The 22,430-nt window shown below is 66.3% G+C and carries 18 protein-coding genes and 1 riboswitch; of the genes, 9 read left to right on the forward strand and 9 right to left on the reverse strand.

Annotated features, from left to right (window positions below):
* Positions 1–119 precede the first annotated feature (119 nt).
* From Q3866_RS03900 to Q3866_RS03910, 3 genes are all read left to right on the forward strand, one after another.
* Positions 120–1,367: an amidohydrolase family protein gene (locus Q3866_RS03900; RefSeq protein WP_301829767.1), complete on the forward strand. Its 1,248-nt coding sequence runs from the start codon at positions 120–122 to the stop codon at positions 1,365–1,367.
* 200 nt (positions 1,368–1,567) lie between these two features.
* Positions 1,568–2,401, forward strand: coding sequence for a LysR family transcriptional regulator (locus Q3866_RS03905; protein WP_301829768.1), 834 nt, complete (start codon positions 1,568–1,570; stop codon positions 2,399–2,401).
* Positions 2,402–2,551: 150 nt separating this feature from the next.
* Complete coding sequence (locus tag Q3866_RS03910) at positions 2,552–3,271, forward strand: metallophosphoesterase family protein (protein ID WP_301829769.1); 720 nt, start codon at positions 2,552–2,554, stop codon at positions 3,269–3,271.
* A gap of 61 nt (positions 3,272–3,332) precedes the next feature.
* Here Q3866_RS03910 and Q3866_RS03915 read toward each other — a convergent pair whose 3' ends face one another.
* On the reverse strand, positions 3,333–4,160 hold the full coding sequence (locus tag Q3866_RS03915) for a spermidine synthase (protein WP_301829770.1): 828 nt from the start codon (positions 4,158–4,160) through the stop codon (positions 3,333–3,335).
* 264 nt (positions 4,161–4,424) lie between these two features.
* Here Q3866_RS03915 and tatA point away from each other — a divergent pair, with 264 nt between their 5' ends.
* The 5 genes from tatA (at position 4,425) to Q3866_RS03940 (ending at position 12,076) form a co-directional block, all read left to right on the forward strand.
* Positions 4,425–4,745, forward strand: a complete 321-nt coding sequence (gene tatA, locus Q3866_RS03920) for a twin-arginine translocase TatA/TatE family subunit (protein WP_293673300.1) — start codon at positions 4,425–4,427, stop codon at positions 4,743–4,745.
* 73 nt (positions 4,746–4,818) lie between these two features.
* Complete coding sequence (greA, locus tag Q3866_RS03925) at positions 4,819–5,295, forward strand: transcription elongation factor GreA (protein WP_301829771.1); 477 nt, start codon at positions 4,819–4,821, stop codon at positions 5,293–5,295.
* A 188-nt stretch (positions 5,296–5,483) separates the two neighbouring features.
* Positions 5,484–7,439 (forward strand): lysine--tRNA ligase, encoded by a 1,956-nt coding sequence (gene lysS, locus Q3866_RS03930; RefSeq protein WP_301829773.1) that lies wholly within the window; start codon positions 5,484–5,486, stop codon positions 7,437–7,439.
* Positions 7,440–7,611: 172 nt separating this feature from the next.
* Positions 7,612–9,207 carry a threonine/serine exporter ThrE family protein gene (locus Q3866_RS03935; RefSeq protein WP_301829775.1) on the forward strand — a complete coding sequence of 532 codons (1,596 nt, stop codon included), beginning with the start codon at positions 7,612–7,614 and terminating at the stop codon, positions 9,205–9,207.
* Between the two features lie 247 nt (positions 9,208–9,454).
* Entirely contained in the window at positions 9,455–12,076 is a 2,622-nt protein-coding gene (locus Q3866_RS03940; RefSeq protein WP_301829777.1) for an ATP-dependent Clp protease ATP-binding subunit, read from the forward strand.
* Between the two features lie 210 nt (positions 12,077–12,286).
* Here the strand turns inward: Q3866_RS03940 and Q3866_RS03945 are convergent, their stop codons facing one another.
* From Q3866_RS03945 to Q3866_RS03975, 7 genes are all read right to left on the reverse strand, one after another.
* On the reverse strand, positions 12,287–13,192 hold the full coding sequence (locus Q3866_RS03945) for a peptidoglycan-binding protein (RefSeq protein ID WP_301829779.1): 906 nt from the start codon (positions 13,190–13,192) through the stop codon (positions 12,287–12,289).
* A 60-nt stretch (positions 13,193–13,252) separates the two neighbouring features.
* Positions 13,253–14,293: a polyprenyl synthetase family protein gene (locus tag Q3866_RS03950; protein ID WP_301829780.1), complete on the reverse strand. Its 1,041-nt coding sequence runs from the start codon at positions 14,291–14,293 to the stop codon at positions 13,253–13,255.
* 3 nt (positions 14,294–14,296) lie between these two features.
* A complete protein-coding gene (galE, locus tag Q3866_RS03955) occupies positions 14,297–15,352 on the reverse strand; it encodes a UDP-glucose 4-epimerase GalE (RefSeq protein ID WP_293673293.1) in 1,056 nt (351 codons plus the stop codon).
* Positions 15,353–15,547: 195 nt separating this feature from the next.
* Positions 15,548–16,747, reverse strand: coding sequence for a CHAP domain-containing protein (locus Q3866_RS03960; RefSeq protein WP_301829781.1), 1,200 nt, complete (start codon positions 16,745–16,747; stop codon positions 15,548–15,550).
* A 106-nt stretch (positions 16,748–16,853) separates the two neighbouring features.
* Entirely contained in the window at positions 16,854–17,657 is an 804-nt protein-coding gene (locus Q3866_RS03965) for an energy-coupling factor transporter transmembrane protein EcfT (protein ID WP_301829782.1), read from the reverse strand.
* Positions 17,651–19,459 carry an ABC transporter ATP-binding protein gene (locus Q3866_RS03970; RefSeq protein WP_301829783.1) on the reverse strand — a complete coding sequence of 603 codons (1,809 nt, stop codon included), beginning with the start codon at positions 19,457–19,459 and terminating at the stop codon, positions 17,651–17,653. The genes Q3866_RS03965 and Q3866_RS03970 overlap by 7 nt, the downstream gene beginning before the upstream one ends.
* A 9-nt stretch (positions 19,460–19,468) precedes the next feature.
* Positions 19,469–20,038 carry an ECF transporter S component gene (locus tag Q3866_RS03975; RefSeq protein WP_293826242.1) on the reverse strand — a complete coding sequence of 190 codons (570 nt, stop codon included), beginning with the start codon at positions 20,036–20,038 and terminating at the stop codon, positions 19,469–19,471.
* A 6-nt stretch (positions 20,039–20,044) separates the two neighbouring features.
* A riboswitch (FMN riboswitch) is annotated at positions 20,045–20,180 on the reverse strand.
* A gap of 129 nt (positions 20,181–20,309) precedes the next feature.
* On the opposite strand from Q3866_RS03975, the gene murB reads away from it, so the two are divergent.
* The gene (gene murB / locus Q3866_RS03980) at positions 20,310–21,254 is read left to right on the forward strand and encodes a UDP-N-acetylmuramate dehydrogenase (protein ID WP_301829784.1); all 945 of its coding nucleotides are present in this window, start codon (positions 20,310–20,312) and stop codon (positions 21,252–21,254) included.
* 109 nt (positions 21,255–21,363) lie between these two features.
* Here the strand turns inward: murB and Q3866_RS03985 are convergent, their stop codons facing one another.
* Positions 21,364–22,296, reverse strand: a complete 933-nt coding sequence (locus Q3866_RS03985) for a hypothetical protein (RefSeq protein ID WP_301829785.1) — start codon at positions 22,294–22,296, stop codon at positions 21,364–21,366.
* Between the last annotated feature and the right edge of the window lie 134 nt (positions 22,297–22,430).

The following is a 22,430-nucleotide window of genomic DNA, read 5'->3' on the forward strand; positions in this document are numbered from 1 at the left end:
GACGACCGAAAGCGGCCAATAACCCGCAGCTAGAAGCACGTTCAAATAAGCAAGATCGCGCGGCCAAGAATCGCGCGAGAAGTGTGTGCAGCTTAGTTTTGAATCGAAAGGATCAGATCATGGGCAAGTACGCATTCGCAGGTGGCAGGCTCGTCGACGGCACCGGTGCCGCACCGGTTGACGACTCCCTCGTTCTCGTTGACGACAAGAAGATTACCTACGCCGGTCCTCGCACCGAGATCCCGGCGGGCTACGAGGCCATGGACTGCGCGGGCAAGACCGTAATGCCCGGCCTCATCGACACCCACCTGCACTTCTCGGGCAACCTCACCGACGACGACAACGACTGGGTCATCGAGACGCCCGCCCAGAAGCAGGCCTGCGCCGTCAAGCAGTCCTACGACGCCCTGACCCACGGCCTCACCACCGTCTGCGAGATTGGCCGCAACGGCATCGCCATCCGCGACCTGGTGAACATGGGCGTCATGAAGGGCCCGCGAATCTACGCCACCGGTCTGGGCTTCTGCCGCACCGCCGGCCACGGCGACTCGCACAAGCTGCCGCTGCAGGTCTCCAAGGACAGCCACCCCTGGGGCGACCAGGTAGACGGCCCGTGGGAGCTGCGCCACGCCGTGCGCCTGCGCCTGCGCGAGAATCCCGACGCCATCAAGATCTGGGCCACGGGCGGCGGCATCTGGCGCTGGGACTCCGGCCGCCGTCAGCTCATGAGCACCGAGGAGATCCAGGCCGTTGCCGACGAGTGCAAGCTCACGGGCATTCCGCTGTGGAGCCACTCGTACAACTCGGTGAGCGCCGCCTACGACTCCGTGCGCTTTGGCGCCGAGCAGCTCATCCACGGCTTTGAGCTCGACGACAAGACCATGAACCTCATGGCCGAGCAGGGCACCTTCTTTACGCCCACCATTGGTTTCCTGCCCACCTGGTACGCCACCTACCCGCCCGAGGAGTCCGAGGCCAACGCCAAGTTCCCCGGCGACACGGTGATCGAGCGCGAGCTGCAGCGCACCTATGCCAACCTGCGTCGCGCCAACGAGCTGGGCGTCACGCTCACCATTGGCTCCGACTCCTTCTCGTTCGTGACGCCGTACGGCTACGTGACAATCGACGAGATGTACGACTTCGTCGACAAGGCGGGCATCTCCGTGCTCGAGACGATCAAGGCCGCCACGCTCAACGGCGCCAAGATGGTCCACCACGAGGACGAGTTTGGCTCGCTCGAGGCCGGCAAGCTCGCCGACCTGCTGGTTGTCACCGGCGACGTGGCCCGCAACATCCACGACCTGACGCCCGACAACATGGACGTGATCATGAAGGAGGGCGAGAAGGTCATCAAGGGCGCCCTGTAGCGTTTGCCCCCTCGGGGCCGCGGCTCCCCCCCCTTGGGCCGTGGCCCCACCGCATGGGCGGTCAGCTCGTCTGGTGCCGCCCGCATAGCCTGGCTCCCCGTCTGCAGATGCGTCTGCGGTGGGGAGTCTTTCTATGGGTAGATTGTGGGAACGCGCCGCGCTGGGTGCGGCGCCAGGGGAGGGGGAGCATGGGTGCAAGTGTGAGCAAGATCCGGGCGTTTGCCGAGGCGGCGCGGCTGGGTAGCATCTCACGTGCCGCCGAGGAGCTGGGCGTGGCGCAGTCGACGCTCAGCCGCTCGGTCGCGAGCCTCGAGCAGGAGTGGGGCGTGCGCCTGTTCGACCGCCACGGGCCCGCGCTTGCGCTCTCGGTCGATGGCGCGCGGCTGCTGGGCGAGGCCCGTGCCGCGTGCGATGCCTACGACGCGCTGGACCGCCGCGTGATGGGCCTGCGCTCGCTGACCGATGGCTGCGTGAGCATGGCGGCGCCCTCGAGCGTGGTGGCGATGAGATTGCCTGGCCCCCTGGGGCGCTTCTCGGCGGAGCACCCCGGCGTTGAGGTGAGTATCAACGAGTGCACCTATGGCGAGGCCGAGCGCCTGCTGCTCAATGGTGCCGTTGAGCTGGCGTTTATTCCCAACAAGCTCGAGGACCAGGGCTTCATCTCGAGCGTGTACGACAAGGACGAGATCGTGGTGGTGGCGCCGCGCGGCCACTTTGCGCCCGAGCCGGCAGACATTGCCGTGGAGCAGCTGCTGGGCGAGCGTTTCATCGCAGACACCGAGACGGCGCCGCTGCTGCAGCGCGAGCTCAAGGGTCCGTGCATCCACTGCGAGACGAGCAACATTACCGCCATCCTCGCCATGGTCGAGGCGAGGCTGGGCGTGTCGCTGCTGCCGAGCCTGGCGCTGGAGCGCACGGGCTTTGAGCTCGACGTTCGCCACCTGAGGAAGCCCGCGCACCGCGTGCTGTACCTTGTGCGCCGTCGCGAGGTAGACCTAAGCTTGGCCGCCCGTGCGTTTCTTGCGTATCTGTAGGCGAGGGCGCGCGGCAGCTCTGCGACATTTGTTACTCCGCCCAAGGGTGCGTGCCAAACGCAGGTAGTTATTGTCTCCAAGTGGTGATAATTAACTGCGCAAGGCATGCAGTTTTGCTGCATGGCGCGCAATCGCAACAGGGGAGGCAGCATGACCGTCTTTGTAACGGGAGACATTCACTCTGGGGCCGAGATGGCGAGGCTCTCGGATTGGGACGCAACGCACGCCGCCGGCCCTGGCGACTACCTCATCGTTGCGGGCGACTTTGGCTATCCCTGGAGCTTCTCAATGGACGAGGTTGAGGACATCAACTGGCTGTCGAGCCGCCCCTACACGGTGCTGTTCGTCGATGGCAACCACGAGCGCTATGACCACTGGGAAGACCGTCCATGCGAGAAGTGGCACGGTGGCATGACCCAGCGCCTCTCGCCGGGCTCGCCCATTCGCCGCCTCTGCCGCGGCGAGGTCTTCGACTTTGATAGCACGACCATCTTTACCCTGGGCGGTGCCACGAGCATCGACAAGGAATGGCGCATTCCCGGCGCGGACTGGTGGCCACAGGAGCTGCCCAGCCACGCTGAGCTCGACCATGCCCTCGAGACGCTCGATGCCAATAACTGGCAGGTAGACTACGTGATTACCCACACCTGCTCAACATCGATGCTGTCTGCGACGCTGTGGCCCAAAGGTGGCTGGGAGAATCCCGACCGCGACTACCTTACCGACTTTCTCGACGAGCTCGACCAGAGGCTCGCGTTCAAGCGCTGGTACTACGGCCACTTCCACGTTGACAAGAACGTGGACGAGAAGCACACCGTGCTCTTCCAGGAGTTCGTTGAGCTCGGCGGCCAGGCAACCTTTACGCAGTAGCGGTGGCGTGTGGGCTGCGGGCCGCCGCCATGCGCGGCGCACGGTGCGGGCCCGCCGCATTCTAACGCTCGAACCCCGCCAGGGGGGCACAGCCGGCCTCAACCAGGTCGATGTCGCACGCAACCAGGGTGTTGTTGCCCGCCTGCGTGGGCTCGCCGGGGAACTCGGGCACAAGCCACACATGGCCAAACTCGCGGCCAAACGCCTCGACCGTCTCGTACATGCTCGCGCTCTTGCGACCCTCCAGGGGAAACCTGAGCGTGGCCAGGTACACCCCGCCCTCGCTCAGGTGATCGTGGATGACCCTCGCGCCCTCGTCGCACGCAAGCGGCCCCAGCGGCTTGCTACCGCTAAAGGCCTCGTTCACCACCAGGTCAAGGGGCTCGCTGGCGCGCCTCAGCCACGCCCAGCCGTCGTCATACGCAAGCTCGAACCTGCCCGTTCCCGCGTACTCGCGCTCGAGCCTCTCCAGGCCAAAGCTCTCGCGCGCGATCTCGATGATCCTCTCGTCAATCTCGACCGCGCTCACCGCCACGGGCGCCAGGTGCGTCACGAGCCACTTGGGCAGCGAGAACCCACCTCCGCCAATAACGGCCACGCGTCGAAGGCGGGGCAGCTCGCTGATGATACGTGCCTGCTCGCGCTGGTACTCGCATGCAAGCTCGCTCCACAGCTCGTCGGTGGCATAGGCCACGCTCTGGAACGCACCGTTGACGTTGAGCATGCGCACGGGCGTGCCGTCCTCGTCTGCGGTGTCGAACAGCAGCGCCAGGCCAAACTTGGTGCGCCGCATGGTGACGCCCCTCCACGCCAGGATGCGCATGCACAGCAGGTGGATGAGCAGCCCTGCCACGGTGAGCAGCACAAATATGATGATTGCGGTGGTCATGGGGCTCCTGGTTCAAAGCCAGCGGCGGCGGGCGGCCTCGCGTGGGCCCGCCCAAATGCTTACAGGGTGTCGTGGTTAGAGGCGTTCCCGCGCGGGTACACGCCTAACCAACGTGGAGAATGCGGCAACATGCGTGATAAGAAAACTTCGCGCACGTAAACGGCACTCGGGCTAGTATACTTTCTAAGTTGCCGTGGCCGATGCAAACCGGCCTTAGCTAACGAACGAATACACGACCGAGTGTCTGTTCGGAGAGGAAATAACATGATTCTAGGTCTGGGTGCTCCTGAGCTCATCATCATTCTGATTGTCGTCCTGGTCATCTTTGGCCCCAAGAACCTCCCGAAGCTTGGCAAGTCCCTTGGCAAGACCGTCAAGGGCATCCGCGAGGGCATGGACGAGACGGCCGACGCCGCCAAGTCCGAGTCCAAGCCTGCCGAGGATGTCGTTGTCGAGCACGCCGACTCCGAGGACGCCGATGCTGACGCCACGCCCGCCGGCGACGTCAAGTTCTGCGGCAACTGCGGTGCCGAGAACCCGACCGACAACAAGTTCTGCAAGTCCTGCGGAGCAAAGCTCGACTAACTCACTTTCTTAGGCACACCCTCCGTGGGTGTGCTTTCGTCTGTACGTACCACCCCACGTAAGAAAGCGGACCATGGCTGACAACGAGATCATCCTTACCCCCGAAGGCCGCCAGAAGCTCGTCGACGAGCTCGCCTGGCGCGAGGGAGAGCACGACGCCGAGATCATCGAGCGCATCAAGGTCGCCCGTGACTTCGGCGACCTGTCCGAGAACTCCGAGTACGACGACGCCAAGGAGGAGCAGTCCAAGAACGCCTCCCGCATCGCCGAGATTCGCAAGATTCTCTCCACCGCCAAGGTGTCCGAGAACGCCGGCCATGTCATGGCCGTCTCGATTGGCTGCACCGTCGAGATCCAGGAGCAGGGCAAGGACAAGAAGACTGCGTTCACCATCGTGGGCACGACCGAGACCAACTCCCTCGAGCACAAGATTTCGAACGAGAGCCCCGTTGGCTCCGCCCTCATGGGCCACGCCAAGGGCGATGTCATCGAGGTTACGAGTCCCTCTGGCGCCACGCGCAACTACATCATCACCATAATCTCGCGCTAGGGCGAGATTGGTTCGCTCGCGGGCATAGCCCCGCGATCATGTCCGCATCACGCCCCTTCCGTGCCCGTCGCGGGAGGGGCGTTTTCACGTCTGTACAGAGTTTTGGCCGCGCGTGGGTGCATCCGCGCCAGGCCACATGACTGGCCGCACGCGGGGACGCCCGCCAGCTGCCGCAAGAAGGAGACCGCATGTCCGAGCAGACCAGCACCGAGTCCACGCTCAACGACGAGCGCGCGACCCGCCTCGCTCGCCGCCAGGCCGTCATCGACGCCGGTGGAAACCCCTATCCCGAGCACTGCGACGTGACCGACCACGTGGCAGTGCTCGCCGAGCGCTACGCCAACCTTACCGAGGACGACGTCGACGGCGAAGCCCACTGCATCGCCGGCCGCATCCGCGCCAAGCGTGGTCAGGGCAAGGTGGCTTTCCTCGAGCTGCAGGACGCCACGGACCGCATCCAGCTCTTCTGCCGCATCGATGCGCTGGGCGAGGAGGGCATGGCCGCCGTGCGCAAGTTCGACCTGGGCGACATCATCGAGGCCACCGGCCCCATGATGCGCACCAAGCGCGGCGCCCTGTCGTTGGCTCCCACCTCGGTCAAGCTCCTCTCCAAGGCCGTGCGCCCGCTGCCCGACAAGTTCCACGGCCTCTCCGACAAGGAGCTGCGCTACCGCCAGCGCTACGTTGACCTCATCATGAACGACGACGTGCGCGAGACCTTCCGCAAGCGCTCGGCCATCGTCTCCGCCTTCCGCCGCTACATGGAGCAGGACCAGTACATGGAGGTCGAGACCCCCATACTGCAGACCATCCAGGGTGGCGCCACGGCCAAGCCGTTCATCACGCACTTCAACGCGCTCAACCAGGAGTGCTTCCTGCGCATTGCCACCGAGCTGCCGCTGAAGCGCCTGCTCGTGGGCGGCTTTGAGCGCGTGTACGAGATTGGCCGCATCTTCCGCAACGAGGGTATGGACAAGACCCACAACCCCGAGTTCACCACGATGGAGGCCTACCGCGCCTACAGTGACCTCGACGGCATGAAGGAGCTCGCCGAGGGCGTCATTAAGGCCGCCAACGCCGCCATTGGCAACCCCGAGCAGATCGACTACCAGGGCACCACGATTGACCTCTCGGGCACCTGGCCCTCCATCCCCATGACCAAGGTTGTCTCCAACGCCATTGGCGAGGAGGTCGACCTCGACACGCCCGTCGAGCACCTGGTGGAGCTCTGTTACGCAAACAAGATCGAGACCAAGCCCGAGTGGGGCGCCGGCAAGCTCATCGCCGAGCTCTACGATGAGCTGGGCGAGCCCTCCATCGTGAACCCCACCTTTGTCGTTGACTACCCGGTCGAGGTGTCGCCGCTGGCCAAGCGCTACGAGGACGAGCCGCGCCTGACGCACCGCTTTGAGCTAGTCATTGCCGGCCACGAGTACGCCAACGCTTTCTCCGAGCTCAACGACCCGGTTGACCAGGCCGAGCGCTTCCATGCCGAGATTGCCGAGCGCGACTCGGGCGACGACGAGGCCATGCAGTTCGACGCCGACTACGTACGTGCCCTCGAGTACGGCATGCCTCCCGCGGGCGGCATTGGCATTGGCATCGACCGCGTGGTCATGCTGCTCACCAACCAGCCCATGATTCGTGACGTGCTGCTCTTCCCGCACATGAAGCCCGAGGCCGGCGCCAAGAACGGTGCCGCCGAGGCCAAGGCTGCCGAGGAGGCCGCTGCCGCCGCCGAGGCTGACGAGGCCGCGCCCGAGCCCATCGACTTCTCCAACGTGACCATCGAGCCGCTGTTCGAGGACTACGTGGACTTCGACACGTTTAGCAAGTCCGATTTCCGTGCCGTGAAGGTCAAGGCCTGCGAGGCAGTCAAGAAGAGCAAGAAGCTGCTGCAGTTCACGCTTGACGACGGCACGGGCACCGACCGTACGATCCTCTCAGGCATCCACAAGTTCTACGAGCCCGAGGAGCTCATGGGCAAGACGCTCATTGCCATCACCAACCTGCCGCCGCGCGCCATGATGGGCATCGACTCGTGCGGTATGCTCCTCTCGGCCATCCACGAGGTCGAGGGCGAGGAGTGCCTGAACCTGCTCATGGTCGACGACCGCATTCCGGCTGGCGCCAAGCTGTACTAGGGTCAGGCCTTCCAGCTTTACAGATTGGGACTCCACGCCCGCCGAAGCCAGGATTTGGTCTCGGCGGGCTTTTTATATCGAGGTTTGCAACTTTACATAACGTAGCTCTAATATGGCCGCGGAATGTGACCGGTGCGGGGGGCAATCGAGCCACCCCAGACGGGAGGCATGGATGCAGGCTTTCGGTCAGCATGCTGCCGATGATGACGGCGAGCGCGAGGAGGTCCTGGAGGGCCTCAACTTCTTTGACGAGCAAGATGAGGATGACGTCGATGACGAGCCAGGCCATCGAGTGGTCGAGCCCATCGAGGACTTCGATCTTGTCGAGGACGAAGACGAGGACGGATGTCTTGGCACATCCAGGCCGGAGTCTGCTCTGGCTCCCGACGCCTTGAGTCACGCGTTGTTTCACCATCACGGCATGCGAGCAAACGCGCTGCACATGAAGACCGTCTGGCACGATGTCGTGACCGAGGGAGACTCTCCCGCCATCTCCGCTCCACTTGCTGACAAGTCCACGATCATTTGCCGCACTGGCATGCTCATGCTCGCGAGCGGAACGGGCGCCTGGCGCGTGCGCGACACGATGGATCGCGTGGCGAGTGTCCTTGGCGTCACCATTCACGTGGACCTGAGCCTGCTGTCGTTCGAATGCACGTGCATCGAGGGACATCATATTTTCAACGAGGTCGTAAGCTTGCCCACAACGGGAGTGAACACGCACCGCATCTGGATGATGGAGAACTTCCTGCGCGAGATTGAGACGTATGGCAGAAACTTCACGGTGCACGAGTACCACGAGATGCTTGCGACCGTTGAGGGGACGAGGCCAGACTATCGTCCCGTTCAGCAGGGGCTTGCTGCCGGTGCCGCATGCGGTGCCTTCGTATTTCTCCTTGGTGGCGGTCCGATCGAGATGCTCGGCGCGTTCGTAGGCGCCGGAATCGGCAACTTCGTGCGTTCCACGATGCTCTCGAGAAGGATCGGGCAGTTCAGTGCGCTTGCGATGGGCGTTGCCGTGGCGTGCGTCTGCTATCTGTTGGCGTTGCTCGGACTCTCGTGCTTTGATCCCATGGCTCTTGCGCACGAGGAGGGCTATATCGGTGCCATGCTGTTCGTGATTCCCGGATTTCCCCTCATCACGGCCGGGCTCGACATCTCAAAGCTCGACATGAGAAGCGGCATCGAACGGCTTACGTATGCGGTGTCAATCGTGGTGGTGGCGACGCTCGTGGGATGGGTGGTCGCCGAGTGCGTGGGACTCTCTCCGGATGACTTTGCGCCTCAGGGGCTCGGCGCGCTGCAGCTGACGGCGCTGCGCGCTTTTATGAGCTTCGTTGGCGTATTTGGCTTCTCGATCATGTTCAACAGTCCCGTGCAGATGGCTGCGGCGGCGGGTTGCATTGGCGCGGTCTCGAACACGCTGAGGCTCTCGCTCGTCGATCTCAACGCTCTGATTCCGGCGCTTGGGCTGGCTGGTGGCGTCCCTCCCGAGGCGGCTGCGCTCATTGGAGCGCTTGTCTCGGGGTTGCTCGCGAGTGTGGCCGAGCTCAAGTTCACGTATCCGAGGATTGCCCTAACGGTTCCGTCAATTGTCATCATGGTTCCGGGACTATACCTCTACCGTGCCATGTACTACATGTGTGTCTTCGATACGGCCAACATGTTGAGTTGGTTCGTTCGCGCCGTGCTCATCGTTGCGTTTCTCCCGGTGGGCCTCGGTGCCGCTCGAACGCTCACGGACCCTCGCTGGAGGCATACGTCGTAAGCGAGTCCGATTTGCGCCACATGGCAAACGAGACAAAATCGCTGAGGGCCAGTTGGACACTATGGGCGTCAACTGGAGAAACTATCCAGATACCCATGCCTCGTACCGAGTGCTAAGGGATATAGCTTCATAAGTGACGAGGTATCACCTACCTCTCGCGAGGGTATAAGCTTACAGAGTGCCCGTGCCGCCAGGTGGTCGCACGGGCACCTTGATTTTGATGGAACGACCGAGGGGGAACCTTCGCATGTTCGACAAGTTCACAGACAAGGCGCGCAAGGTCATGAGCCTCGCCCAGGACGAGGCGCGCACGCTCGGCCAGATGTACGTGGGCACCGAGCACCTGCTGCTGGCCCTCATCAAGGAGGGCGAGGGCATTGCCGCCCAAGCCCTCTCGAACCTCGACATCACCTATGACGAGACGGTCGAGACGGTCCAGAAGGTCACGGAGCGCTCGAGCGAGCCCGTGCCGGGCGGCCACATCCCGTTCACGCCGCGCGCCAAGCGCGTGCTCGAGGGTGCCTATCGCGAGACGATGAGCCGCGGCGCCACCTACATCTCCACCGAGCACCTGCTGCTGGGCATCGTGCGCGAGGGCAACGGCGTGGCCATGGAGGCGCTTGCGCGCATGGGCGTCTCGGGCGACGCGGTGCGCAACGCTGTGACCGAGCTCATCGACCAGAACGCGCCCAAGGACAATCCGCCGCAGGTCCAGGAGGTGCGCATTGGCCCCGACGGCGTGTCCGTGGGTCCCGCGCGCTCCAGCGCCGCCAATAGCGACGACGCCTCGATGCTCGAGCAGTACGGCAAGAACCTCACGGCTCTTGCCGCCGACGGCAAGCTCGACCCCGTCATTGGCCGCGACCGCGAGGTCGAGCGAGTGATGCAGGTCCTGGCGCGCCGTCAGAAGAACAACCCGCTCATCCTGGGCGACCCGGGCGTGGGCAAGACGGCCATCGTCGAGGGCCTTGCCCAGCTCGTGGCTGCCGGCACGGTGCCCGACATGCTGCGTGGCAAGCAGATCTGGACGCTTGACGTCTCTGCGCTCGTCGCTGGCTCCAAGTACCGCGGCGAGTTCGAGGACCGCCTCAAGAAGGTCATCGCCGAGGTCGAGAAGGACGGCAACGTCATCCTGTTCATCGACGAGATGCACACGATCATCGGCGCCGGCTCGGCCGAGGGCTCCATCGACGCCGCGAGCATCCTCAAGCCGCCCCTCTCGCGCGGCGAGATCCAGGTCATCGGCGCCACGACGGCCGAGGAGTACCGCAAGCACATCGAGAAGGACTCCGCGCTCGAGCGCCGCTTCCAGCCGGTGAACATCGCCGAGCCCAGCTGCGAGGACACCCTCAAGATCATCCAGGGCCTCGAGCCCGCCTACGAGCAGCACCACCACGTGCGCTACACGCCCGAGGCGCTGCAGGCGGCCGTGACCCTGTCTGACCGCTACATCCAGGACCGCTTCCTGCCCGACAAGGCCATCGACGTCATCGACGAGGCTGGTGCCCGCACGCGCGTGCACAAGATGGTGCTGCCGCCCGAGATTGCCCAGGTCGACGAGGAGCTCAAGCGCGTGCGTGCCGAAAAGCGCGACACCGTGAGCGCCCAGGAGTTCGAGCAGGCCGCCCGCCTGCGCGACCAGGAGAAGCAGCTCGAGGCCCAGCGTGACGAGCTCGAGAAAACCTGGCGCAAGCAGATGGAGGGCAACGTCGTGACGGTCGACGAGGCCGCCATCGCAGACGTGGTCTCCTCGATCACGGGCGTGCCTGTCTCGAACCTCACCGAGGCCGAGGCATCCAAGCTGCTGCGCTGCGAGGAGGTTCTCCACCAGCGCGTCATTGGCCAGGACGAGGCCGTGAGCGGCGTGGCCCGCGCCATCCGCCGCAGCCGCTCGCCGCTCAAGGACCCGCGTCGCCCCGGCGGCTCGTTCATCTTCCTGGGTCCCTCGGGCGTGGGCAAGACCGAGCTCGCCAAGTCGCTCGCCGAGTTCCTCTTTGGCTCGCAGGACGCGCTCATCACCTTTGACATGAGCGAGTTCATGGAGAAGTTCGCCGTAAGCAAGCTCGTGGGTGCCCCTCCGGGATACGTGGGCTACGACGAGGGCGGCGAGCTCACCAAGGCCGTGCGCCGCAGGCCCTATTCCGTGGTGCTGTTCGACGAGATCGAGAAGGCCCACCCCGATGTCTTCAACATCCTCCTCCAGATTCTGGACGAGGGTAGGCTCACCGACGGCCAGGGTCGCAAGGTGGACTTCTCGAACACCGTCATCATCATGACGAGCAACGTGGGCGCGCGCGAGATCGCCAAGCCGGGCGGCATGGGCTTTGGCACGAGCGCGGGCAAGCTCTCCGACGCGGAGATCAAGAGCCGCGCAATGGGCGAGCTCAAGAAGCTGTTCCGTCCCGAGTTCCTCAACCGCGTTGACGAGATCGTGGTCTTCAAGTCTCTCTCGAGCGAGCAGATTCGCGGCATCGTCGACCTCATGGTGGCCGAGCTGCGCAACCGCCTCATTGGCCAGGGCATGTCCATCGAGCTTACCGACGCCGCGAAGGACGTGCTTGCCAAGGAGGGAACCGACCCAATCTATGGCGCGAGGCCGCTGCGTCGTGCCATCCAGACCCTCATCGAAGACCCGCTGGCCGAGCAGCTGCTGGCCCAGGGCTGGGGCGCCGGCGACATCGTGCTGGTCGATGTGGGCGAAGACGGCAAGCTCACCTTCTCCAAGGGTGCGGGCGCCATTCCCGAGCGCACCGAGCGCGAGCACATGGACCTGCCGGCCGCCATGGGCACGTGGAGCGCCCCTACGGGCGGCAGTGGCCGCGGCGCCTCTGGCGGCTCCGACGCGGGCCTTGCCGCCGCGGGCAACTAGTTGCGTGGAACGGGGCGGCTGCATCGAGCGGCCGCCCCGTTTTTTGTTTGGCACGTACGTTGGCGGTGGGACAAATTAGCCCGGAGCTATATCGTCCCAAACCGTAGGAAAAGTGGGACAAGATAGCTCCGGGCTAATTTGTCCCAAGAAAGAGGGAGGCTGTCATCCGAGTGGATGGCAGCCTCCCTTGTCGTTGCTTCTTCTTGGCGTCTAGCCCAGGGCGGCGCAGAGGGCGTCGATGAGCGAGACGGCCAGCATCTGCGAGTCGTTGAGCGTGAACGTGCCGTCGTAGGAGCCGCCGGGCAGCTCCACGCGAATCACGGGCGGCTTGCGGCGGGCGCTCTCGAGGGCCGTGCGCAGGCGCAGGGCCAGGTCCTCGCCCTCGGTCATCGTGACGTTGGAGACGTTGGAGACGGCGGGGCGCGGCGTGGAGGCCAGCACGAGCACGGCGTTGTCGGCGGGTGTGGTCGCGTCAATGCTCTCGACCAGGTGCAGACCGGTGTTCTGCGAGGTGGCGCTGGCGATGTTCCAGATGCGGCCGGCCACGTTGCGGGCGATGGGGTCCTCGGCCGTGAGGGCGATGTGCACCTCGTCGAGCACGAGCGCGGCGCGGGCAAAGCCCATGCCGCTCTGCGGGTGCGGGCCGTTGGCGGGCTTGCCGGCCCAGACGTGGCGCAGGCGCTCGAGGGCGTCGAAGGTGTCGGAGAAGGCGATACCGTCTGCGAGCATGCCCACGTTCTCCTGGAACATCTTCACGGCGCCCTCGGTGTGGGGGCCGTAGTAGCCGTCCGCCTCGCCGCAGGAGAAGCCCAGCACGTTGAGGGCGTTCTGCAGGCATCGCACGTCGTTGCCGTGGAAGTTGGGGAGGCGCAGGTAGAGCGTGCGGTCGCCCATCTGGTAGCACTCGTCGACGAGCGCAGACCAGCAGGTCGCGTCGACCTCGCTGGAGAGCGGCAGGTTCTGGCCAAGGCGGAAGCGCGCCACGGCGTTGGCGGTGGAGCTGCCAAACGTCGAGGTCTTGCGCTCGCCCTCGTCGATGTCAAAGCCCAGCGAGGCAAGGCGCTCCTGCACGTCCTCGACTACGGCGCCCGTCATACTCTCACGAATCGGATCCATCGTGTACTCCTTGACTAGTCGCCCCGAGCAAGCGCGGCGGCCAAGCAAGCTGCCGGCTGGCTAGCTTGCGCGATTTACAAAGAACTGCGCCATTGAGCATAGCAGCTCGCAGGCATCTGCCGAGATGAGACCGTCCTGCTCGAGCCCATGGGCGAGCCCCTCGGCCTGTGCCACCTCGCTTGCGGCAAGGTCACGGCAGCACTCGATGCCGCCGCCAAGCTCGATGAGCTCCACGGCCCGGGCGAGCGTGGCGGCCTCGGTGGCCTGGCTGCCCAGGATGCCCACGAGCTCGTCCCTCTCGGCTGCGCCAAGGTTCTCGAGGGCATGCACCACGGCGAGCGTGCGCTTGCCCTCGGTGATGTCGCTGCGGAAGTCCTTGCCCTGGGCCTCGGCGTCTCCCACGAGGTTCAGCAAATCGTCCTGCAGCTGGAAGGCGATTCCCGCGTGCAGGCCCACCCTGCGCAGGCCCTCCCTGAGCGCGTCACCCGCGCCCGCGGCAGCGGCGCCGATGAGCAGCGGCGAGGCCGCCGAGTACCAGGCCGTCTTGCTCGTCACCATGTAGACGTAGTCGTCAGTGGTGACGTCCCAGCGCTCGTCGCGGGCCCAGCCCAGGTCGAGCGCCTGGCCCTCGAGGGTGTGGAGCTCCATCTCGACCAGGCGGCGCAGCACCTCGGGCTTGCGCTCCTCGGGAAGGGCGGCGTCCTGCAGCACCACGTCGATGACCTGCACGAGCGCGAGGTCGCCCATGTTGGTGGCCACACCCACGCCCTGCGTCTTGTAGAGGCAGGGCTCGCCGCGGCGCAGCTCGCTGGCGTCGGCGATGTCATCGTGGATGAGCGCCGCGCTCTGGAAGAGCTCGATGGCAACGGCAGGGGCCAGCGCCACCTCGGCGTTGCCGCCCGCGGCCTCGGCACCCATGAGGCACAAGACGGGGCGCACGCGCTTGCCGCCCTCGGCCGTGAAGTGGGCGAGGGGCTCGTAGAGGTAGCGCTCGAGGTCTACGGCGACGCCCTCGCTGGTGAGCGGCCGTGCCGAAGCGGCGGCGAGGCGCTCGTTCACCAGGGGCAGGCGGGCGCGCAGGTAATCGACGAAGCTGCTCACGCGCTACTCCTCGAAGCCGTTGGGGTTGTGGCTCTGCCAGTTCCAGGAGTCGCGGCACATGTCATTGATGTCGTACTGGGCCTTCCAGCCAAGCATCCTCTCGGCCTTGCTCGCGTCGCACCAGTTAGCGGCGATGTCGCCACCGCGGCGCTCGCGGATGACGTAGGGGAGCTCCTTGCCGCAGGCCTTGGAGAAGGCGGCGACGACCTCGAGGACCGAGCTGCCCTTGCCGGTGCCGAGGTTGAAGACCTCGACGCCCTCGCGGCCGTTCATCCAGTTGAGGGCCGCGACGTGGCCGCGGGCCAGGTCGACGACGTGGATGTAGTCGCGCACGCCGGTGCCATCGGGCGTGGGATAGTCATTGCCGTACACCTGGACGGCGGCGAGCTTGCCCACGGCGACCTGCGCCACGTAGGGTACGAGGTTGTTGGGGATGCCCTTGGGGTCCTCACCGATGAGTCCGGAGGGGTGCGCGCCGATGGGGTTGAAGTAGCGCAGCAGCACGACGTTCCACTCGGGGTCGGCGGTGTGGAGGTCGGTGAGGATCTGCTCGATCATCCACTTGGTCCAGCCGTAGGGGTTGGTGGCCGGCTTCTTGGGGCTCTCCTCGGTGAGGGGGAGGCTGTCGGGGTCGCCGTAGACGGTGCTGGAGCTCGAGAAGATGATCGACTTGCAGCCGTGGTTGCGCATGACGTCAACGAGTACGAGCGTGTTCTCGATGTTGTTGTGGTAGTACTCGATGGGCTTGGTGACAGACTCGCCCACGGCCTTGAAACCAGCGAAGTGGATGACGCGGTCGATGTCGTGTTGGTCGAAGATGCGGTTCATCGCGTCGCGGTCGAGCACGTTGTCCTCGTAGAACGTGAGGCGCTGGGCGGCCTCGTCGCCCACAATCTGGCGCACGCGGTCGAGCGCGATGGCGCTGGCGTTGGAGAGGTCGTCGACCACGACGACCTCGTAGCCGCTCTGCAGCAGCTCGATGACGGTGTGCGAGCCGATGAACCCGGCGCCGCCGGTGACGAGCACGCAGGTGTCCTGGGGCTTGATTGCTTCGCTCATGGGGATCCTTTCGCCTGTGGCGATCGTTTGTTGTTGCGAGGCTTGGGCGCACGTGCGCCTTTGTCCAACTTTTAAGTATATCGCGCCAGCTGCGGCGCCTGTGGAGCATGGGTGTGGGCGGGCTGCTTGTAATAGAAAGCCGCCTTGTGACGAGGGGTCACAAGGCGGCGATCAAACGGGCGCTGATTGTGCGAGCTAGGCGGCCCAGCCCCAGCGCGGGGTCACCGTGGTGCCGTAGGTGCCAATCCAGGCGTCGACGCTCATCGTCTGGATGGAACCCACGTTGTGCATGACCATGCCGCCGCCGATGTAGATGCCCACATGTCCGTAGACCCTGCCGGCCGCGGTGCCGGTCCAGGTGCTCACGGCGATGATCATGCCAGGCTGCAGGTCTGCCTTGTTGGAGCTCGTGCAGAAGTTCCAGTACATGTTGTTGGCGTTGCCGCCCGGGTAGCCCAGGCCCGCGCGCGAGTAGACCTGCGAGACCCACATGGCGCACAGGCCGCTGCCGGGTGAGCCCACCTGGTAGCAGGCGTTGACGATGGCCTGGCCCTTGACCGATGCGCTGGCGCCCGACAGGCTGCCCGTCACGCCCGAGGCGCCCGAGCTGCCGTTGTTGCGGTTGGCTGCTGCGGCGGCAGCGGCCTTGGCGGCCTCGGCCTGGCGGCGCTCCTCCTCGGCGGCGGCGAGGATCTCGGCGTCGCGCTTGGCCATGAGGTCGCGCACGTCGTCGCTCAGGTTGTCGACGATGGAGGACGCCTCGTCCTGCTTGGCCTGGACGGCGGCGAGCTCCTCGGTCTGCTGCTGCTTGAGCTGTTCGAGCTCTGACTGCTTCTGCTCGAGCTCGGCCTTCTGTGCGTCGAGCTCGGCCTTGGCGCGCTTGACGTCGCTGATGAGCTGCTCATCGCTGGCGTTGATCTTGCCCAGATAGTAGAGGTTGTTGCTGAGCTCCTCGAAGCTGCCCGAGTTGAGCAGCACGGAGAGCAGGTCGGCGTTGCCCGTCTTGTAGTTGCTCGAGATGCGGGCGCTCAGGCGGTCCTGCTTGTCGGCGATCTCTGCCTGCTTGGCGTCGATCTCGTCCTGTTTGTCTTGGATGTCTGCCTGGACCTGCTCGATCTGGCTGACCGTGTCGTTGAGCTTCTCGTTGAGCTCCACGTACTCGGCCGAGATGGCGTCGAGTTTGGCCTGTGCCTCGTCGAGCTGGGCCTGCGCGGAGTTGAGGGCGTCCGTCGTCTCCTTGGAGGCCTTGGCCGCGAATGCCGGCAGCGGGTTTGCGACGAGGCCTGCCGTGACGGCGGTGATGCCGAGCATGGCCTTGAGGGCCGCGCGGCGCGTCATGAGGGTGGGTTCATAGGGTGAAGCGTCCCGGTTGGGGCGCTGGATGCTTCGCGACATGTCTGCTCCAATTTGAGTGCGTTTGCCTGTGGTTGAGCGTCGTGAATCGTATCTGAACAGCATAGCCCATCGCCTGCCGCGCGAGAAGAAATGGTGGACGAGTGGTCTAAATCCCCAAGAAGCCAAGCGCCAGAAGGACGGCTGCCCACAGCGCGCATGCGGCGACAAAGGCGAGGTCGAGGCCCGTGACGCGCTGCTCGTGGTAGCGGGTGCGGCCCCGGCCCCCCTCGTAGCAGCGGGCGTCGAGGGCGCGCGAGAGGTTGTCGGCGTGGCGGATGGCGCCCGCGAGCACGGGAACGAGCACGCTCGAGAGGGCGCGCACGCGGTTCGCGAGGCCGCCCTCGTCAAAGGTTGCGCCGCGGGCCACCTGGGCGTCGCGCACCGAGGTCACCTCGTCGGCGATAACGGGTACGAAGCGCAGGGCGAGCGAGAAGATCATCGCGATCTCGTGGGCGGGGAGGCCCAGCCTTCCCAGGGGCGACAACAGCGACTCGAGTGCGTCGGTGATGGCGGTGGGCGTCGTGGTGAGGAGCAGCAGCGCGCCCATCCCCACGGCCATGACGAGGCGCAGGGCGTAGAGCAGCGCCACCCAGGGGCCGTCGCTCGTGATGGTGAGGGGGCCCAGCTGCGCGAGGGGCGTGCCGGTGCGGGTGAGGAACAGGTTGAACACGGCCACGAGCAGGGCAAACGGCACGATGGGCCGCACGCTCGCGGCAACGGTCGCGGGCCTTGTGCCCGACAGGGCAACGAGGGCCGCGAACAGGGTCACCGCCAGCGCAAGCTGCGTGGGCGTGGTCACGATAAACATGAGGACGAGCAGCACCACGAGGCACAGCGACTTCACGCGGGCGTCGAGCTGGTGGAGTGCGGACGTGCCGGGCCGGTAGCGGCCGATGGGGGAGCTCAGCATGGGGCCTCGCCTCCGCGGATGCGCAGTGAGCGCTCGAGGGCGGTGCGCGTGAGGGGCTCGCCCAGGGTTGCGCGCGCGATGCCCCACTCGTCCTCGAGCTGGTGGGCGAGGACGAGCGCGTCGGGCAGGCCAAGGCCGAGGTCGTGGAGCTCGGCCTCGTGGGCGAAGACCTCGCGCGGGGTGCCGCAGAGGGCAACGCGGCCGCGGTCGAGGGTAACCACGCGGTCGGCAAGCTCGGCGGCGTCGTCCATCGAGTGGGTGATGAGGACGATGGCGCGGCCCGCCTCGTGGAGGGTGCGCACGATGTCGCGCAGCAGGCTCGCGCCGCGCGGGTCGAGCGCGCTCATGGGCTCGTCGAGGACGAGCAGCCTGGGCTCCATGGCAAGGACGCCCGCGAGCGCCACGAGGCGCTGCTGGCCGCCGGAGAGCTCGAAGGGCGAGCTGCCGGCCTTCCCGGCAATGCCCAGGAGCTCAAGCTGGCTGGCGACGCGCTCGTCTACCTCGGCCTTTGAGAGGCCAAGGTTGCGCGGGCCGTAGGCGACGTCGTCGTAGACCGTCTCGGCAAAGAGCTGGCGCTCGGGGCGCTGCATCACGTAGCCCACGAGGCCGCGCAGCTCGCGGCGGCGCCTACGGTCCTGCGTGTCCACGCCAAAGACCTCGACCGTACCCGCGGTGGGCGCCGCCAGCGCGCAGGCGAGGCGCGCGAGCGTCGACTTGCCCGAGCCCGTGTGGCCCGTAAGGGCAACGAGCTCGCCGGGGGCAACGGCAAGCGAGAGACCGTCGAGCGCGGGGGCTCCGTCGTAGGCAAACGAGACGTTTTGCATCAAGAGGGCGGGCGCGGACGAGCCGGCCTTGCCCTTCTCGTTGGTGCCCTTCTCGTCCAGGCTCTTCTCGGCCTGGCTCTTGTTGGGGGCGGGGGCGTCACCGGCTGCGGAAGCGTGCGTGGCCGGGGCCGTCTGGGCTGCGAGCTCGCGAGCGCTTAAAGTACAAGAGGCGCACGGGGCACACGGGGTGCCGCCCGCGCCCAGCTGGTGGGCAACCTCGGCAACGAGCGGCAGCTCAAGGCCTGCGTCCGCAAGTTCGTCTGCGTGCGAGAAGACCTCGCGCGGCGTGCCCTCGAGGACGATTTTGCCGGCCCTCATGACGATGACGCGGTCTGCGGCGAGCGCCTCGTCCATGAAGTGGGTCACGTGCACGAGCGTGGCGCCCGCGGCCTGTAGGCGGTCGAGCACGCGCATGATGCCACGTCTGCCGCGCACGTCGAGCATGGCGCCCGGCTCGTCGAGCACGAGCATGTCGGGATGCATGGCCAGGGCGCCTGCGATGGCAACGCGCTGCTGCTGGCCGCCCGAGAGGCGTGCGGGGTCTGCCTGGGCATAGGATGCAAGCGCCACGCGCGCCAGCTCGTCCTCAACGCGTCGGCGCATGTCGGCGGGGTCGACGCCCAGGTTCTCGGGGCCAAAGGCCACGTCGTCTGCAACGACGCTCGTGACAATCTGGTCCTCGGGGTTCTGGAACACGAGGCCCGTGTGATGGCGCGCCTTGCGGTAGGCGTCCGCGTCCACGCGCGTTCCGTCGAAGGTAACGCGGCCGCAGAGCTCAACGATGCCTTCGTCGGGCGCCTCGAGGCCCGCGAGCAGCTGCGCGAGCGTCGACTTGCCCGAGCCGTTCGCGCCCAGCACGCAGAGACGCTCGCCGGCGCGCACCTCGAGGGAGACGCCGTCGAGCGCCCAGGTGGCGCGCCCGTCGTAGGAGAGGCGTGCGCGCGTAAGGCGTGCGCGTATGTTCTGGCTTGCTGCCACCGGCCGCTCCTAGCGGGCGATGAGCTTGGAGACGGGCTTGTAGGCGATGGCCGTGACGGCGCAGTTGAGCACGAGCTTCACCACGTTGAAGGGGATGAGCGCGGGCACGAGCAGCGGAATGACGTCGGCGGCGGTCATCGACGGGGTGTAGAGCGGCGTCACGATGATGTTGGCGACGCAGGCCACGACCAGTACGGTGACGCCGGCGACGACCATGCCGGCGATGGCGCCGGCGCGCGTGTGCCTCTTGGCGTAGATGGCCGAGGCGGGAAGCACGAGCGCGAGCGTGCAGAGGATGCCCATGAGGCCGCCCCACGGGTTCATGAGGACGTGGGGCATCCAGGACAGCACCGAGACGAGCGCGCCGGTAAGCGGGCCAAACGCGAGGCCGGCGATGAGGCAGACGGCGCCCGACGGGTCGTACTTGAGCCACGCGACGGGCGGCACGGGAATCTCGATGTAGCTTGCGATCATCGACACGGCAACGAACAACGCGCAGATGGCGATGCGCTGAGTAGACCAGCCGCCCGAGGTGGTGCCGGTGGTTGCGTGGGTAGACGAGTGCACAGAATTGGCCATGGTGGCCCTCCGTTTCTTCCATCCGGACTGTACCGTTGGCCCCGGACTCTCACCGGGTCGGCCGCGTATTCGCGGGTTGCGGGCTTCCGCATCTCCTGCGGTTACCGCCAGTGGGGAATCTCACCCCGCCCTGAAACTGACAGCCCATAGGCTAACCATGCGTATGTGTGGTGTCAATGGGCGCGCGGGCGGGTACGCTACGATTTGGACGACAAGAACGAGGCGGGCCAATACGCGTCGATGCGTGCCCGCATGCACCCAAGGAGTTCCCATGCCAATGGATACCGAGAAGCTCGAGGCACTCGCCGGCGCGCTCGTGGCTGTCGTGGGCGAGGATGGCGTGCGCCGCGATGAGCCCATGAGCGCCCACACCACCTTCAAGGTGGGCGGTCCCGCAGACCTGTTCGTCTCGCCCGCGAGCGAGGACGAGCTCGTGCGCGTTGTGCGTGCCTGCCGCGACACGGGCGTCGAGTACTTCCTGCTGGGCCTGGGCAGCGACCTGCTCGTGGGCGACGGCGGCTACCGCGGCGTCATGGTCGACTGCGCGGGCGCCCTCGACGACATCCTCATGCTGGGAGATCCCCGCGAGCGCTGCCAGCTCGTGTGCCAGGCGGGCGCGGCCATCGCCGACGCCTCGGCCCTCGCGGCCTCGCTGGGCCTCACGGGCCTGGAGTTTGCCTGCGGCATCCCCGGCAGCGTGGGCGGCGCGGTCTTCATGAACGCGGGCGCCTACGACGGTTGCTGCGCCGACGTCCTCGAGAGTGTGCGCTGCCTCATGCCGAGCGGCTTCGTGGAGGAGATTGCGGCGGCGGACCTCGAGATGGGATACCGCACGAGCCGCGTGCGCACCGAGGGGCTCGTCGTGCTCTCGGCCACCTTCGCGCTCGACCCGGGCGACCCGGCGGCGATCGCCATGCGCGTCGAGGAGCTCACCTGCGCGCGCGAGAGCAAGCAGCCGCTCGAGCTGCCGAGCGCCGGCTCCACGTTCAAGCGCCCCGAGGGCCACTTCGCCGGCAAGCTCATCACCGATGCCGGGCTCAAGGGCTATCAGGTGGGCGGTGCCGCCGTCTCGACCAAGCACGCGGGCTTCGTCGTGAACGTAGGCGGCGCCACGGCGGCAGACGTGCGCGCCGTGATCGACCACGTCCGCGCCGAGGTCAAGCGCCAGTTTGACGTGGAGCTCGAGCCCGAGGTGCGCTTCGTGGGTGAGTTCTAGGGCTTTGGGACAGAACCGCCCGTAGCTTTACTGTCCCGCTTTTCCTGCGGTTTGGGACGATAAGGCTACGGGCTCAATTGTCCCAGGATGGCGGGGTGGCGCGGCTGCGCTACTCCGCCATTTCTGCATGGAGGACCAGCAGCGGGGCGATGACGCTCGCGGTGACCGAGAAGTCCTCGGGCGCGGTGGTCATGACCGCTATGGCCACGTCTCCCGTGGCCGTGCGCGCCACACCGGCGTCGACGGTGGTTGAGAAGGCCGCGTCGTCGTCTGGGTACCAGCCGGCCTTTGACCAGGTGGTGCCCCAGGCGCAGCCCACGTGCCGAAGCGACGAGACCTCGGGGTGCGTGAGCTCGTCCGCGAGCCACGCGGCGCCCGGCTCGTCCGAGGCAAGGTAGGCGTGGCACTGCTGCCAGAGTGCTGCGAGCTGGCGCGGCGTTACGAACTCGTAGAAGTTGTCGGCGATGCCGCCCTCGCGCGCGGGCGCGGCCGAGGCCTCCACCACCTCGGTTATGCCCGAGTTCGCCATCAGCTCGGCGCCCGAGGCGTCGACGAGGGCGTGCATGGGCGCGTCGGTGTAGCTCGAGCGAAACGAGGCGTAGGCGTCGTTGTCCGAGTAGCGCAGAATCGCGTCGATGCGCCCGTCTGCGGGGGCGCCGTCTCCCAGCACGTTCTGCACGACCGACACGACGTAGGGTCCCTTGATGGAGCTTGCCGAGTAGAACGCGTCGTCCGCGTGGTAGCTCACGGTGGCCCCACTGCCAAGGTCGACCATTACGAAGCCCACCTGGTGGCCCTGCCCCTCGATGGCGCCGATGGCCTCGTCGAGGGGTCTGAGCTGGGAGGCGTTGGCGGTGGCGCCGCTCACGTCGACACGGCTCGGCTGCTCGCGGACGAGGGGCGCGCAGGTGAGCAGCCCCTGCGCAAAGGAGGGGGAGCCGTCTTGGGTGGCGAGCTGGGGCGTGGTGAGGTCGAGGGCGAGCGCCGGGGTGGGGCTTGCGAGCGCGGCCACGACGGAGGTGCCGCCAACAAACGCTCCCACCAGCGCCTTGCTGCCTCTGTGCCCGCTCGTCACGTGCCCCACGCCCACTCCCTTCCTCGCTCGATGGGCTAGCTTGTTCCCAGAAACTACCTTACATAATCATGCCATGCATATATGCATGGGCGCGCCGCTTG

Source organism: uncultured Parolsenella sp., from assembly GCF_958346945.1.
In the GTDB taxonomy this organism is placed as follows: domain Bacteria; phylum Actinomycetota; class Coriobacteriia; order Coriobacteriales; family Atopobiaceae; genus Parolsenella.